Origin of the sequence: Alitiscatomonas aceti (assembly GCF_025567195.1) — a bacterium.
Classification (GTDB): Bacteria; Bacillota; Clostridia; order Lachnospirales; family Lachnospiraceae; genus Alitiscatomonas; species Alitiscatomonas aceti.
In genome coordinates this window covers 121,955-135,469 of record NZ_JAOQJF010000002.1, presented here as the reverse complement: position 1 = coordinate 135,469, position 13,515 = coordinate 121,955, and the positions used below count along the sequence as shown (strand labels likewise).

Below are 13,515 nucleotides of genomic sequence, written 5' to 3'. Positions count from 1 at the left end.
GAAGCTTATTTTGCGTTTTCTTTGTATATTTCCATGAAAGTTTCACACTTTCTTAGCATTTCAGGCGGCAAAACGGCCCGGAAACTGACAGTGCCTCCGGACCGTCTGCCTTTCCCGGCCTGGCCGGGATCTGTATTTATGAAAAGGGGTTATGAGAACTCGTATTCCTTGATCTGGCGGACCACGTCGATGATGGTGCCGTCCCGGGCCTCGATGACGCCCACGATCCGGTCATCAAACTGCACCGGATCCGGTTCTCCCACCATGGCGTAGGCCTTATCCCGCAGCTCTTCAATGGTGCAGAATGGAAGGTCCACGTCCTTCATACATTCGATCAGGTCCTGCCGTCTGGGGTTGATGGCAATGCCGTAATCGGTGATGACCACGTCCACGGTCTCGCCGGGAGTCGTCACCGTAGTCACACGGGTGCAGATGGCCGGGATCCGTCCCTGCAGGAGCGGCGCGATGACGATGGTGCATTTTGCGCCGGCCGCCGTATCCGGATGACCGCCCTGGGCCCCTGTGATCATGCCGTCGGAGCCCACCACCACGTTGCAGTTAAAGTCCACGTCCACCTCCAGGGAAGCCAGGATCACGAAATCCAGCTTGTTGACGAAGGCTCCCTTATTGAACGGGTTGGCATACTCCGAGGCGGAGATCTCAATGTGGTCCGGGTTCCTCTTAATGGACTCGATGGCTCCCAGATCGAAATCCTGGGTATCCACGATCTTTTTGATCAGGCCCTTTTCCAGAAGCTCACACATGGGGGTGGTGATGCCTCCCAGGCCCAGGCCCATGTGGATCCCCCGCTCCTCCATGATCTTTCCCAGGGAAATGGTGGAGGCGATGGAGGCTCCGCCCACGCCGGTCTGGTAGGAAAAGCCCTCTTTAAAATACGGTGTGTGGATCACAAACTGGGTGCAGTAGTCCGCCATCATGATCTTTCTCACATCGGTGGTGGGCTTTGCCGCTCCAGTGGCGATCTTTGCTGGATTTCCGATCTCGTCCACCACGCACACATAGTCCACATGGACCATGGAGATGCTGGCGGGAACGTTGGGGAAGGGGACCAGGCAGTCGGTGAGGGCCACCACCTTGTCGGCATATTCCGCATCCACCATGGCGTAGGATAATACGCCGCAGTCACTCTTTCCGCCGTTGGCCCGCATGTTTCCGTATTCATCGCAGGTGGGGGCCCCGATGAAGGCGATGTCGATATGGACCTCGCCGGATTCCACCGCGCGGACCCTTCCGCCGTGGGAGCGCATGATGGCCAGGTCCCTTAAACGCCCGGTGGAGATGGCCTCTCCGATCTTTCCGCGGACGCCGGAGGACTGGATCCCGGTGATGGTGCCGTCCTCGATGTAGGGCACGATGGGGTCGTTGGCCTTGCCCAGAGAGCTGGCGCAGATGGTCAGGTCCCTGATCCCCATTTTGTGGATCTCCTCCATGACCATGTTGACCACATAATCTCCCTCACGGAAATGGTGATGGAAGGAAAGGGTCATCCCGTCCCGGATGCCGCATTTTACCAGAGCCTCACGGATATTTTCCACCATTTTGCTCCGGCCCGGGTCGCAGAGCGCGCGGACGGTGGGAGCCGCTTTTTTATATTCATGATTGTCATAGGCATAGGCTCCCTGAAAGGGTTCCTTGCCGGTCTTTTTTAAGATCTCCCCGGGGATCTCTCTTCCAACAGCATTGATCATATTACAGCTCCCCCTTATACACGCCGGCCGCCTTGGCCATGGCCAGCGTTCTCTTTGCTCCGTCGTAGAAGGCGATGTCGATCATCTTTCCATCCACGGTAAATACACCGATGCCCTTTGCCTTCTTGTCGTCGATCTCCCGCACCACCTTTTCGGCAAACACGATCTCCTTTTCAGCAGGGGTGAACACCTTATGTACCACGGCGATCTGACGGGGGTTCACCAGGGATTTTCCATCGAAGCCCATGAGCTTGATCATACGGGTCTCCTTTTCAAAGCCCTCCATGTCGTCCAGGTTGGTGAACACCGTATCCCAGCACTGGACGCCTGCCGCCCGGGCCGCCATGATCATATGCTGTCTGGCTCCCATGAGCTCCACGCCGGTGCCGGTGATGGTGGTCTGAAGGTCCTTTGTGTAGTCGCCGCCGGAAAGGGCGATGCCGATGAGCCGGTCTGAGGACTGGCACACCTCCAGGGCATTTAAAACGCCCTTGCAGGATTCCAGGGCCGCCATTAAAAGAGTGCTGCCCTCGGGCCGTCCAAACTCCCGCTCAGCCGCCAGCACATGCTCCTCCACGGTCCTCACATCCTGGGCCGTCTCGGTCTTTGCGATCCGGATGGTGTCAGCCCCTCCGGCCACGCAGACCCGGATATCCTCCTTCCAGTGAGGCGTGTCCAGGCCGTTGATCCGCACCACCCGTTCTACGCCATGGTAGTCGATCTCCTGCAAGGCGTGGAACAGGGAATACCTGGCCGCATCCTTCTGGTTCTCCGCCACCGCGTCCTCCAGATCCAGCATGATGGAATCCGGCTTATAAATATAGGGGTCCTTGATAAGGCCCGGCTTCTGGCAGTTCAAAAACATCATGGAACGTCTTAATCGTTTTTTATTTGGATGCATTACCGGATCACACCTCCCCACGGAAGATTTTCACTGACGCCGTTGCTGCGGTAAACGGCGCATTCCACTCTGGCCTTTAAGGTACAGTCCAGGGCACCCTTGTCAAAGATCGTCACCCTGGCGTTTTTCACATCCAGCCGTTCTAAGGTCTCCAGAGCCACCGCGCGGATCTGTCTCCCATACTGATGGATCACGCTGCTCTCGATCATCAGCTCGATGCCGTTGTCTCCCGGCTCCACGGTCACCTGGGCATCGCTGGACTCCAGGGTCCCGGCCATGGCTGTTTTTAAGATCTCCATCTGATCCCCTCCTTCTCATTCGGTCATTTTTTCTATACTCACTATACCATTTCCGGTATTTTTTATCCAATATATATATCTTTATGTGATATATAGGGCGTTTCTTATGCCCTTCTGCCAGAACAGGACGCCGCAGACCGCAGCGTCCCGTTAAGGAAAGGTATTATAAAACCGGAAGATATCCCAGGGCCAGCCCCATGGCCATGAAGATCACAAAGATCCCCACGCACCATCTGAAGATATAGCCCTGGTACTGGGCCAGGGTGATCTCGGTCTGGTCCATGAGCAGGTAGATAAAGGGTACCAGCGGACTTAAGAAATGGAAGGCCTGTCCCATGAGGGCCGCAAAGCCGATCTGGAGGCTGGTGAACCCGTAGGCCTCTGCCGTTGCCGCCAGGGGCGGAAGAACGCCGTAGTAGAAGGCGTCGTTGTTTAAAAGGTAGGTGCCCGGCGCGCTGATGGCGGCGATGATCACCGCAAAATACCGACCCAGGGATTCGGGGATCACGGACACTAAGAACTGGGCGATGGCGTTTGACATGCCCGCGTCCTCGGGACCGTTTAAGATGCCCATGAGCACGCCTGCGCCCAGGACCATCATGACCACGTTGATCATATCAGGAGCCAGGGAGCTGATAACCTTTCTCTGGACCTTCTGGTCGGGATAGTTCACCACCAGGGCGATGGCCGTTCCCACGCCGAAGAGGATGGCAGAGGAAGCCAGGCCCATGATAAGGGATACGATGACAGCGGCGGTCAGAGCCAGGTTAAAAAGGATCAGCTTCGGACGCTTCCACTCCTGCTCCTCCGGGGATACCTCCACCTTATGTACCTCTGAGGCCGCGGCGTTTGCAACGCCCAGCCGCTTTCTCTCCTTAAGGCCCAGGTAATAGGATACGCCCACCACATAAATGGCTGAAAGCACCATTCCCGGTACCAGCGGGGCCAGGATCTCTCCGGCATCCAGCTTCATGACCGACATGACCCGGGCTGTGGGACCGCCCCAGGGGATCAGGTTCATGATACAGTTCTGTAAGATGATGAGGGTAGCCAGGTAGATCTTTTTGATCTTTAACCGGTTATAAATGGGGATCATAGCCGTACAGCAGATCATGACCGTGGTGGTGCCGTCGCCGTCTAAGGAAACGAAGGCCGCCAGGACGGCCGTTCCCACCAGTACCTTCAAAGGATCCCCCTTGCACCAGGCGACCACATGGTCCACCATGGGATCGAACATCCCGGCTGTCAGCATGACGCCGAAGTATAAGATCGCGAAGGTCATCATTGCGAAGGTAGAGGCCACGCTCTTGATGCCGTCCATGGCGTAGCCCAGGGTATCCCAGCCGTATCCGGCCAGCAGTCCGAATGCCACCGGCACCAGGATCAGGGATGTGAACGGACTCAGTTTCTTTGCCATGATCAGCGCCATGAACACAATGATCATTGCAAAACCTAAAAATGCGAGATTCATAGGATTTCCCCCTTTAGCTTCTTTGTATTTTTATGGAAACATCATACCATCCCCTAAGCATTCCGTCTAATATATATACAATTATACCAATTATAAGGTTTATCTTATGGGATAATTTATGAATTATGCTAACTTCTTAACACAACGGAGGCTCTTCTGTTCAGATTTTGTTAAATTTCCCGTATACAAAAGACAGTATACGTACCCAAATGGGATCCAGGCCAGGGGGGTCCTTCCATAAAGGCAATCCACAGTGGAATTTCCCCTTCTGTTATGGTATGATAAGGGAATCAAACGAGGATGGAGGTCTGCCATGAACGAAAAACATATGCAGTACGTACTGACGGTTTTAAAAGAGGGGAGCTTTACAGGGGCAGCCAGAAAGCTGTATGTGTCCCAGCCCTCCTTAAGCCAGATCATAAAGGCCGCCGAGGCCAACCTGGGAGCGCCGATCTTCAACCGGAGCACGGACCCCATCACCCTGACCCCCGCCGGAGCCCTTTACGTGAAGGCGGCCAAGCAGATCAGCACCATCTCCACCAACCTGGCCAAGCAGGTCGAGGAACTGAGCAATGAGGAGTTTGGAAAGATCCGCCTGGGGATTTCGGTCCAGAGGGGCATGGAGCTGCTCCCCTACCTCTATCCCCGGTTCAAGAGCCGCTTCCCCCATGTGGAGCTGGAGCTTCACGAACAGGGCTCGGCCACCATGGAGGAAAGCGTCCTGGAGGGCTCTGTGGGCATCGCTCTTCTGACCACCTTTCCAAAATACGACGAGCTGGTCTACGATCTGATCCAGAAGGAAAATATGGTGCTGCTGGTCAATAAAGCCTGCGCCCTGGCGGAACGGATCCGGCCGGGAACTCCCATCGACATCCGGGAGGCGGCGGATGAGGTATTCATATGCAGCCGTCAGGGCCATTCGGCCCGGACCATTCTGGATGCCCTCTGTGCCGCCAGGAATATGAAGCCGGAGATCGGCCTGGAGACCATCAGCATTGAGGTGGGAAAGTACGTGGTTGCCACCAGTCCTGTGGTCATGGCCTGTCCCGACGCCTACGCGGATACGGAAAATTCCCTCCAGTCCCCCTATTATACCTACCCCATCCTGGGAGTGGAAAATCCCCGGCATTTTTTTGCCTGCTACCGGAAGGACCTGTATCTCACAAAATATATGCGGTATCTTCTGGAGCTGCTCCACGAGGTCCGGAACCTCCCCGCCGGCCGTCACGGCCAGACGCCGGGAGCAGAGGCCCAGTCCCTCATAGGGATCCCCGCAGAGCTGCCCCAGATGCTAAACGCCAGGGAGCAGCGGGCGGCCCTCCAGAACAGTCTCCTTGTCTCCTGCCGCTGTCCCCTGGTCTCCTTTACCTTAAATATCCCCGGACCTGTGAAGGTCCTGCCCCTGGTCCCCGAGGCCTTTGACGCCGGGATCTCCAAGATCGAAGACGCCCTGGCGGATCAGGGACTTCCTGTGGTCCGCAGGGAGCAGGTGATCCAGGCCACGGGACTGGAGGCCATGTGGGCCGTGGAGACGGCCGGTGCGGTACGGCTGAAAACGCTCATGGCGGCCATTGAGGACGGCGGCGGCCTGGGACGGCTGTTTGACATCGACGTTCTGGACGCCGGAGGAAAAAAGCTGTCCCGGGAGGATCTGGGACTGCCTCCAAGGAAATGCCTCCTCTGTGAACAGCCGGCCCACGCCTGTGCCAGGAGCCGTACCCATACGGTCATGGAACTGACGGAACAGATCGAATCTATATTAAGAAAGGAATTTTCACACCATGGCATTTGACGGAATCACCATTGCAAATCTGGTATATGATCTAAACCAGAAGATCGTCTCCGGCCGGATCGCAAAGATCGCCCAGCCGGAAAAGGACGAGCTTCTGCTGACCATAAAGGGGAACCGGGAGAATTTCCGGCTGCTCATCTCAGCCAACGCCAGCCTCCCTCTCCTCTACTTCACTGAAACCAATAAGCCCAGCCCCATGACGGCCCCCAATTTCTGTATGCTCTTACGCAAGCACATCGCCAACGGGCGGATCCTTTCCGTGACCCAGCCTGGCTTTGAGCGGATCGTGCGGTTTGAGATCGAGCATCTGGATGAAATGGGGGATCTGCGGCGGAAATATCTGATCGTGGAGCTCATGGGAAAGCACAGCAATATCATCTTCTGCGATGAAAACGACATGATCCTGGACAGCATCAAGCATATCTCCGCCCAGGTAAGCTCTGTCCGGGAGGTGCTGCCGGGACGCACCTATTTCATCCCACACTCCGGGGAAAAGAAAAATCCCCTGGAGATCACGGAGGAGGAATTTATCCCTCTGATCCAGGGAACGCCCCAGCCTCTGTCCAAGGCCCTCTATATGGATCTTACCGGCTTAAGCCCCGTGGCGGCGTCAGAGATCTGCCATCTGGCCTCCCTGGACGGGGACGTTTCCGCCAAGGAATTTTCCGAAGGTGAGCTGACCCACCTGTACCATGCCCTTAACTGGGTCATGGACGATGTGAGAAAAGGGAATTTTTCGCCCAGCATCTTTTATAAGGGTGAAAAGCCCGTGGAATTTTCTTCCATCCCTCTGACCATGATGGACGGCGGCCAGTACCAGAAAACGGCCTTTGATTCCGTAAGCCAGGTGCTGGAACGGTATTACGCCGAGAAAAACGCAGTATCCAGGATCCACCAGAAATCCACGGATCTGAGAAAGATCATCTCCAACGCCTTAGAGCGCAGCTACCGGAAGCTGGATCTTCAGACGAAGCAGTTAAAGGATACGGAAAAGCGGGAAAAATTCCGGATCTACGGCGAGCTTTTGAATACCTACGGCTACGGCCTGGCAGGGGGCGAAAAAAGTTTTAAATGTTTAAATTATTACGATAATACAGAGATCACCATTCCCCTGGATCCCACCCTGACGGCCCGGGAAAACGCACAGAAATTTTTTGATAAGTACAACAAGCAGAAACGGACCTTCGAGGCCGTGACGGAGCAGCTTTCCCAGACCCGGGCGGAGATCGACCACCTGGAGTCCATCAGCACCTCCATGGACATTGCCCGGCTGGAGGAGGACCTGGTGCAGATCAAGGAGGAGCTGACGGAATACGGCTACATCCGGCGGCACTATTCCGGCGGCAAAAAGGTGAAGATCACCAGCCGCCCCTACCACTACCTGTCCTCGGACGGCTTCCACATCTATGTGGGAAAGAACAATTACCAGAACGAGGAGCTGACCTTTAAGACGGCAAACGGCGGCGACTGGTGGTTCCACGCCAAGGGAATGCCAGGCTCCCATGTGATCGTAAAAACAGAGGGAAAGGAGCTGCCGGACCGGGTGTTCGAGGAGGCCGGAGCCCTGGCGGCCTACTATTCCAGAGGCCGGGAAAACGATAAGGTGGAGATCGACTACATCCAGAGAAAAAATCTGAAAAAAGTCCCCGGCGCGGCTCCGGGCTTCGTGGTATACCATACCAACTATTCCCTTCTGGCCACGCCGGGGATCCCGGTGAGCGAGGTGAAATAAACCGTCTCCTCTATTCTACTTTGATGGCGTTGGGGTAGATCCGGGCCAGACGCTCATCGCCGAAGCGCTCGTCCATCACCTGCTGCCAGGAGGCCTCTGCCACCACGCCCCGGCTCCTCTCATCGCTTCTCCACAGGGCCATAAAGGAAACGGCCATGTTGACGGTCATGAAAACGATCAGGAGCCAGACCAGAGGCTTCCCGGCCTTTGCCGGGATCCTCTCGATCCATCTGGAAAATACGGGATACAGTCCCTTAAACCACACCACGGCCGCAATGCCCCAGAAAAAGCAGTACAGAAGGTTGATCCGGCCCCCCAGGTTAAAGGGGATCTTACTGTAATCCCAGAACACCGTACCGAACATCATTTCCGTAAATACACTGCACAGATACTCGTAAGCGCCTCCCAGGACCGTACCCATGAGGAACAGGAACCGGTCGGAGCAGTCCTTGTACCGGTAAAGGAGCACCGTCACCAGGGCGATGGCCAGGCCCCAGACGATGCTGAAGGGTCCCCAGACCAGACTGCTGCGGCTCATCCAGACACCGGCCGTGATCCGGCAGAATACGGTCTCCGTCAGATCTCCCAGGACACAGCCGATGATAAACAGAAGAAAGATCTTATAAAAGCTGCACCCGGCGGCAAAGCCTTCTGCACGGGCTGTTTTAAGCTCCTTCTCCTCTCCAGCTGTCCGCTCCCTGGGATACGCCCGCTCCAGACGCCGGTTCACCAGAGAGGACAGCCGAAGCTCCAGCCTTACGCTTAAGGACGCGAACAGAGAATCCACCGACTGCCACTGTTCGATCCTTCTGGTCTTTCCCGTAAGGATCAGCACCGTCGCCAGCATATCCGCCGCCAGGGCCAGCAAAAGGATCCATAAAAGGATCTTTCCAAGGCTTCCGGGCAGCAGGGCGAACAGCCGCGTCAACAGGGGATTCCCCCATCTGAACGCCAGAACGCCCAGAACGCCCCAGACTGCGGAGGCAGGAACACAGATATAGCCGTCCAGGTTCCACGGGAGTCCGGAATAGTCCCACCATTTTTCGTGGTACAGCCACTCCAGCACATGACCGGCGATCCACTGGGTCAGGGTCGCCAGGATCACGATCCCCGCAAAAAGCCAGAAGCCCGAAAGCTCATGGCAGGAAAGGGTCATGGCCGCTGCCGCCGCGCCATAGGTCACGCATAAGGGGCCGTTTACCAGTCCCCGGTTCACAAAGGTTCTTTTCTTCACTGCCGCTGCCACAGTTTCCAGGATCCATCCTGCGAAGGAATACGCGAAGAACAGCCACAGCAGCTCATAAAATGTATACGTCATACGCACACCTCCCTGACAGAGATTGTACCAGATTTTTCCCCTCCTATTTATAAAACTTTCATGAACTCTTTTCATTCCTCCCGTTTCTGACGGCTATCCGACGCCAGGGCCGTTTTCTGCTCCTTGCGCCCCTTCCTCCTTCCATGTATAATGATCACAAGATTCCTGCTCCATAGAAACATGTCAACATTCCATCGGAAAAGCGAGGTTGTTATGAATCCAATCTTTTTAAACAGTCCCTCCGGCCAGATCCATATGAAGCCCATGGACGAGATCTCCGGCTTCCAGGTCCGGCCCGGATTCTATGAACTCAACGGGGCCATGGCGATCCCCGGCGGCGTCAATTTCACTGTCCACTCCACCGGAGCCGTTTCCTGTGAGCTTCTCCTGTTCCACCGGGCAGAAAACACGCCCTATGCGGCCATCCCCTTTCCGGAGCGCTACCGCATCGGCGACGTGTATTCCATGATCGTATTCGGCCTGGATATCAAGGATTTTGAATACGCATACCGGCTGGACGGCCCCTATGACAAGGAAAAGGGCCTTCTTTTCGATAAAAAGAACATCCTTCTGGACATTTACGCAAAGGCAGTCACCGGGCAGAGCGTCTGGGGAGTGCCGAAGAAAAAAGACGTGTTTTATAAGGCCCGGGTGGTCCAGGACAACTTCGACTGGGGCGCGGAGCCCTTTCCGCAGATCCCCATGGAGGATCTGGTGATCTATGAGATGCATGTGCGCGGGTTCACAAAACATGAAAGCTCCGGTGTTTCCTGTCCCGGCACCTTTTCAGGGATCATGGAAAAGATCCCCTATCTGAAAGACCTGGGGATCACCGCTGTGGAGCTGATGCCGATCTTTGAGTTTGACGAGATGAAGGACAGCCGCATGGTGGATGGGAAGCAGGTGGTGGATTACTGGGGCTATAACCCGGTCAGCTTCTTTGCTCCCAACACCAGCTACGCCGGGAAACCGGAATACAACCGGGAGGGCAATGAGCTGAAAACGCTGGTCCGGGCCCTCCACGACAACGGCATCGAGTGCTTCCTGGATGTGGTCTTTAACCATACGGCCGAGGGAAATGAATACGGTCCCTGCTTTTCCTTCAAGGGCTTTGACAACAACGTATACTATATGCTGACGCCGGACGGATATTACTATAATTTCAGCGGCTGCGGGAATACCATGAACTGCAACCATCCGGTGGTGCAGCAGCTGATCGTAAGCGCCCTCCGGTACTGGGCTTCTGCCTATCATGTGGACGGCTTCCGCTTTGATCTGGCCAGTATCCTGGGAAGGAACCAGGACGGCTCTCCCATGAGCAGCCCGCCGCTTTTACAGCAGCTCGCCTTTGATCCGGTACTAAAAAATGTCAAGCTCATTGCCGAAGCCTGGGACGCCGGGGGACTTTACCAGGTGGGAAGCTTCCCCTCCTGGAACCGGTGGGCCGAATGGAACGGCCGGTACCGGGACGATATGCGGGATTACTTAAAAGGCGGTCTGGAGCTTTCTCAGACGGCTGCCTGCCGCATCACCGGCTCTGCCGACCTTTACGATCCGGCCTCCAGAGGCAGCCACGCCTCGGTGAATTTTTTAAACTGTCACGACGGCTTCACCCTCTGGGACATGTATTCTTACAGCCAGAAGCACAACGAGGCCAACGGCTGGTGCAATCTGGACGGCAGCGACGACAACCGGAGCTGGAACTGCGGAGCTGAAGGCGATACCAGCGACGAGGCTGTTCTGGGGCTGAGAAAAAAACTGGCCAGGAACGCGGTGACCGTGCTCCTTATGAGCCGCGGTACTCCCATGTTCCTGGCCGGTGATGAATTTTTAAATACCCAGTATGGAAATAATAACGCCTATTGCCAGGACAACGAGATCTCCTGGCTGGACTGGAGCTTTCTGGAAAAGAACCGGGACCACTTTTCCTATACAAAGCATATGATCGCGTTCCGAAAGGCCCACGACGTGATCCGGAAGCCCTCCGGCGTCTGCTCCCTGGGCCTTCCGAATATAAAGGTGATCCCTCCCGACGGCTCCACCCATGTGCTGGCGGTGCTGTATTCCGGCAGGAACCGGACGGATACGGCAGACGATCTGGTCTGTCTGGCAGTGAACGTATACTGGGAGCCCCAGGCTTTTCTCCTTCCCATGGTATCTAAATCTCTGAAATGGAAGCTGGAGGCCGATACAGCAGGAACGTATCTCAAAGACCATATGCCGTCCTCCCATGAGCCGCCCTGTCTCATCTCTTCTCCACAGATCACCCTGGAGTCCCGGTCCGTTCTGGTATTCACGGCAGTCCCGGCTTAAGCCGGGACCTGGCCGCCTACTCCAGGTTCAGATGATGCTTCAGAAGATACTCCGTTCCCAGGGCCTCAGTCAAGATCTGGAATACCTGCCAGAGCAGGAATGCACAGCCGGTCACATGGACCCCCGCCGTCATGTCCAGGCTCTCCAGCACCGGCTCCCACAGCGGATACATCTGGAGCAGCGCTGTCATTAAAATAGAAAAGACAGAGCTGATGCCCACATAGGCCAGCACGGAAAAGGCCACCTTGTGGTTTCCTGCCAGCTGGCCCAGGGCCATGGCCAGGTAAAAATGGTACACCGTGGCAAACCAGGCTGCGATCATGGCCAGGAGAACCTCCAGGAAGAACAGGATCACATGGACCGTCATCCCGGCATCCTCTTTAAAGCCGGCCCCGATGAGCTTAAAGCATTCCGCCAGGAATTTGGGCACTGCTTTCAGGAAGGTCAGTTCACCTGCCAGGATCCCGATGGAAAAAATCCCTACTATCAGGGAGATATGGATCAACAGCACCGCGGCCAGAGCCTTGGCCAGGACGATCTTCCAGGACTCCACCGGCAGGGTGAACATCAGATATCCCTCCTCCTTTAAAAGCCCCTTATAAAACCGCTGGATCACCGGAAGCACGGTCATCACTCCCAGGGCCGCCAGCACGGCGGCGTACAAGGCGCCGGTAAACCAGGGGATCAGCTCCAGGAACGGAGAATCCAGGAGCTCTGTCCGTCCGGCTTCCGGAACGATCACATGAAACATCAGCGCATTGAGGACCGTGACCGCCAGCACCGCCCCATACACAGGGAACAGGCTGCGCATCATGGCCGTCCATTCATATTTAAAAAGCTTCCGGAACATTTTATCTCTCTCCTTCCCTTCCATGGGTATCCCAGTCCATTGCTCCCATGGGCACTGCAAAGATCTCTCTGAACAGGGCGTCCACGGATTTTTTCTCCTGCTCCCGGATACGGTCCACCGGATCCTGGCGCACCACCTGTCCTTCCTTTAAAAAGATCACCTCGTCCAGGACCTTCTCGATATCGGCGATCAGATGGGTAGACAGGATCACCGACGCATCCTCAGAATAATTGGTAAGAATGGTCCTCAGGATAAAATCCCTGGCCGCCGGATCCACGCCGCCGATGGGCTCGTCTAAAAGATACAGCTTCGCCTTCCGGCTCATGACCAGGGCCAGCTGGACCTTTTCCTTGGTTCCCTTGGACAGGCTCTTCATCCGCTCTGAGCCGGAGATCTCCAGACGCTCCAGCATATCCTCCGCCGTCTCCAGGCGGAAATCCGTGTAAAAATCCCGGAACATGCGGACCATATCGGAGACCCGCATCCAGTCAGCAAAGTACATCCGGTCCGGCAGATAAGATACGATGGATTTTGTATACACTCCCGGCTCCTGCCCGTCGATCCGTATAGAGCCCCCGTCGGGCCTCAAAAGCCCGTTGGCCAGCTTAATAAGAGTGGTCTTTCCGGAGCCGTTGGGGCCCAGAAGACCAACGATCTTCCCGCTTTCCACCGAAAGATCCACCTGTTTTAAGGCCTCGCGTTTTCCAAAACGCTTTGTGAGGCCGCTGCATTCCAGCAAAACGCCCATTACGCCTCTCCCTCCTTTAACGCATCCTCCAGCACGGCCCGGATCTCATCTCCGGTGTATCCCAGATCCCGCATTTTTTCCAGGAACCATGCCACCTGCTCCTTTACAAGTCCTGTCCGCAGGGCTTTGATCGTCTCCATATCGTTTGTCACACACCTTCCCGCTGTTCTGTTGGCCACAGCCAGCCCCCGGCTCTCCAGGTCTGCCATGGCCCTCTGCATGGTATTGGGGTTCACCCCCGCCTCTGCCGCCAGCTCCCGCACCGAGGGGAGCCGCTCTCCCGGCCCGTACACCCCGGCAGCGATCTGCGACGCCACCAGGTCCGACAGCTGAGACCATATGGGCCTGTCGTCTGTCAGCTTCCATTCCATTTCCTCACTCC

General features: G+C 56.1%; 11 protein-coding genes. 3 read left to right on the top strand and 8 right to left on the bottom strand.

Annotation, left to right across the window (positions count from 1 at the left end; genetic code table 11):
- Window positions 1-149 precede the first annotated feature (149 nt).
- The 4 genes from citF to OCV69_RS01475 form a co-directional block, all read right to left on the bottom strand.
- Complete coding sequence (gene citF, locus OCV69_RS01490; RefSeq protein ID WP_158357084.1) at window positions 150-1,709, bottom strand: citrate lyase subunit alpha; 1,560 nt, start codon at window positions 1,707-1,709, stop codon at window positions 150-152.
- Between the two features lies 1 nt (window position 1,710).
- The gene (locus OCV69_RS01485) at window positions 1,711-2,610 is read right to left on the bottom strand and encodes an aldolase/citrate lyase family protein (protein ID WP_158357083.1); all 900 of its coding nucleotides are present in this window, start codon (window positions 2,608-2,610) and stop codon (window positions 1,711-1,713) included.
- The gene (gene citD / locus OCV69_RS01480) at window positions 2,610-2,909 is read right to left on the bottom strand and encodes a citrate lyase acyl carrier protein (protein ID WP_158357082.1); all 300 of its coding nucleotides are present in this window, start codon (window positions 2,907-2,909) and stop codon (window positions 2,610-2,612) included. Before citD ends, OCV69_RS01485 begins: the two co-directional genes overlap by 1 nt.
- A gap of 163 nt (window positions 2,910-3,072) precedes the next feature.
- On the bottom strand, window positions 3,073-4,380 hold the full coding sequence (locus tag OCV69_RS01475; protein WP_158357081.1) for a CitMHS family transporter: 1,308 nt from the start codon (window positions 4,378-4,380) through the stop codon (window positions 3,073-3,075).
- Between the two features lie 313 nt (window positions 4,381-4,693).
- On the opposite strand from OCV69_RS01475, the gene citX reads away from it, so the two are divergent.
- Both citX and OCV69_RS01465 read left to right on the top strand, forming a co-directional pair.
- The gene (gene citX / locus OCV69_RS01470; protein ID WP_262562920.1) at window positions 4,694-6,172 is read left to right on the top strand and encodes a citrate lyase holo-[acyl-carrier protein] synthase; all 1,479 of its coding nucleotides are present in this window, start codon (window positions 4,694-4,696) and stop codon (window positions 6,170-6,172) included.
- The gene (locus tag OCV69_RS01465; protein ID WP_158357080.1) at window positions 6,162-7,904 is read left to right on the top strand and encodes an Rqc2 family fibronectin-binding protein; all 1,743 of its coding nucleotides are present in this window, start codon (window positions 6,162-6,164) and stop codon (window positions 7,902-7,904) included. Before citX ends, OCV69_RS01465 begins: the two co-directional genes overlap by 11 nt.
- Before the next feature lie 10 nt (window positions 7,905-7,914).
- On the opposite strand, the gene OCV69_RS01460 is transcribed toward OCV69_RS01465, so the two are convergent.
- The gene (locus tag OCV69_RS01460) at window positions 7,915-9,222 is read right to left on the bottom strand and encodes a putative ABC transporter permease (RefSeq protein ID WP_158357079.1); all 1,308 of its coding nucleotides are present in this window, start codon (window positions 9,220-9,222) and stop codon (window positions 7,915-7,917) included.
- Between the two features lie 213 nt (window positions 9,223-9,435).
- On the opposite strand from OCV69_RS01460, the gene OCV69_RS01455 reads away from it, so the two are divergent.
- Entirely contained in the window at window positions 9,436-11,535 is a 2,100-nt protein-coding gene (locus tag OCV69_RS01455) for a glycogen debranching protein (protein ID WP_262562919.1), read from the top strand.
- 16 nt (window positions 11,536-11,551) lie between these two features.
- Here OCV69_RS01455 and OCV69_RS01450 read toward each other — a convergent pair whose 3' ends face one another.
- From OCV69_RS01450 to OCV69_RS01440, 3 genes are read right to left on the bottom strand one after another with little or no spacing between them, the layout of a single operon-like run.
- The gene (locus OCV69_RS01450) at window positions 11,552-12,385 is read right to left on the bottom strand and encodes a hypothetical protein (RefSeq protein ID WP_158357077.1); all 834 of its coding nucleotides are present in this window, start codon (window positions 12,383-12,385) and stop codon (window positions 11,552-11,554) included.
- 1 nt (window position 12,386) lies between these two features.
- Complete coding sequence (locus OCV69_RS01445; protein WP_158357076.1) at window positions 12,387-13,133, bottom strand: ABC transporter ATP-binding protein; 747 nt, start codon at window positions 13,131-13,133, stop codon at window positions 12,387-12,389.
- Window positions 13,133-13,504 (bottom strand): GntR family transcriptional regulator, encoded by a 372-nt coding sequence (locus tag OCV69_RS01440; protein ID WP_022274235.1) that lies wholly within the window; start codon window positions 13,502-13,504, stop codon window positions 13,133-13,135. The genes OCV69_RS01445 and OCV69_RS01440 overlap by 1 nt, the downstream gene beginning before the upstream one ends.
- Window positions 13,505-13,515: the final 11 nt, after the last annotated feature.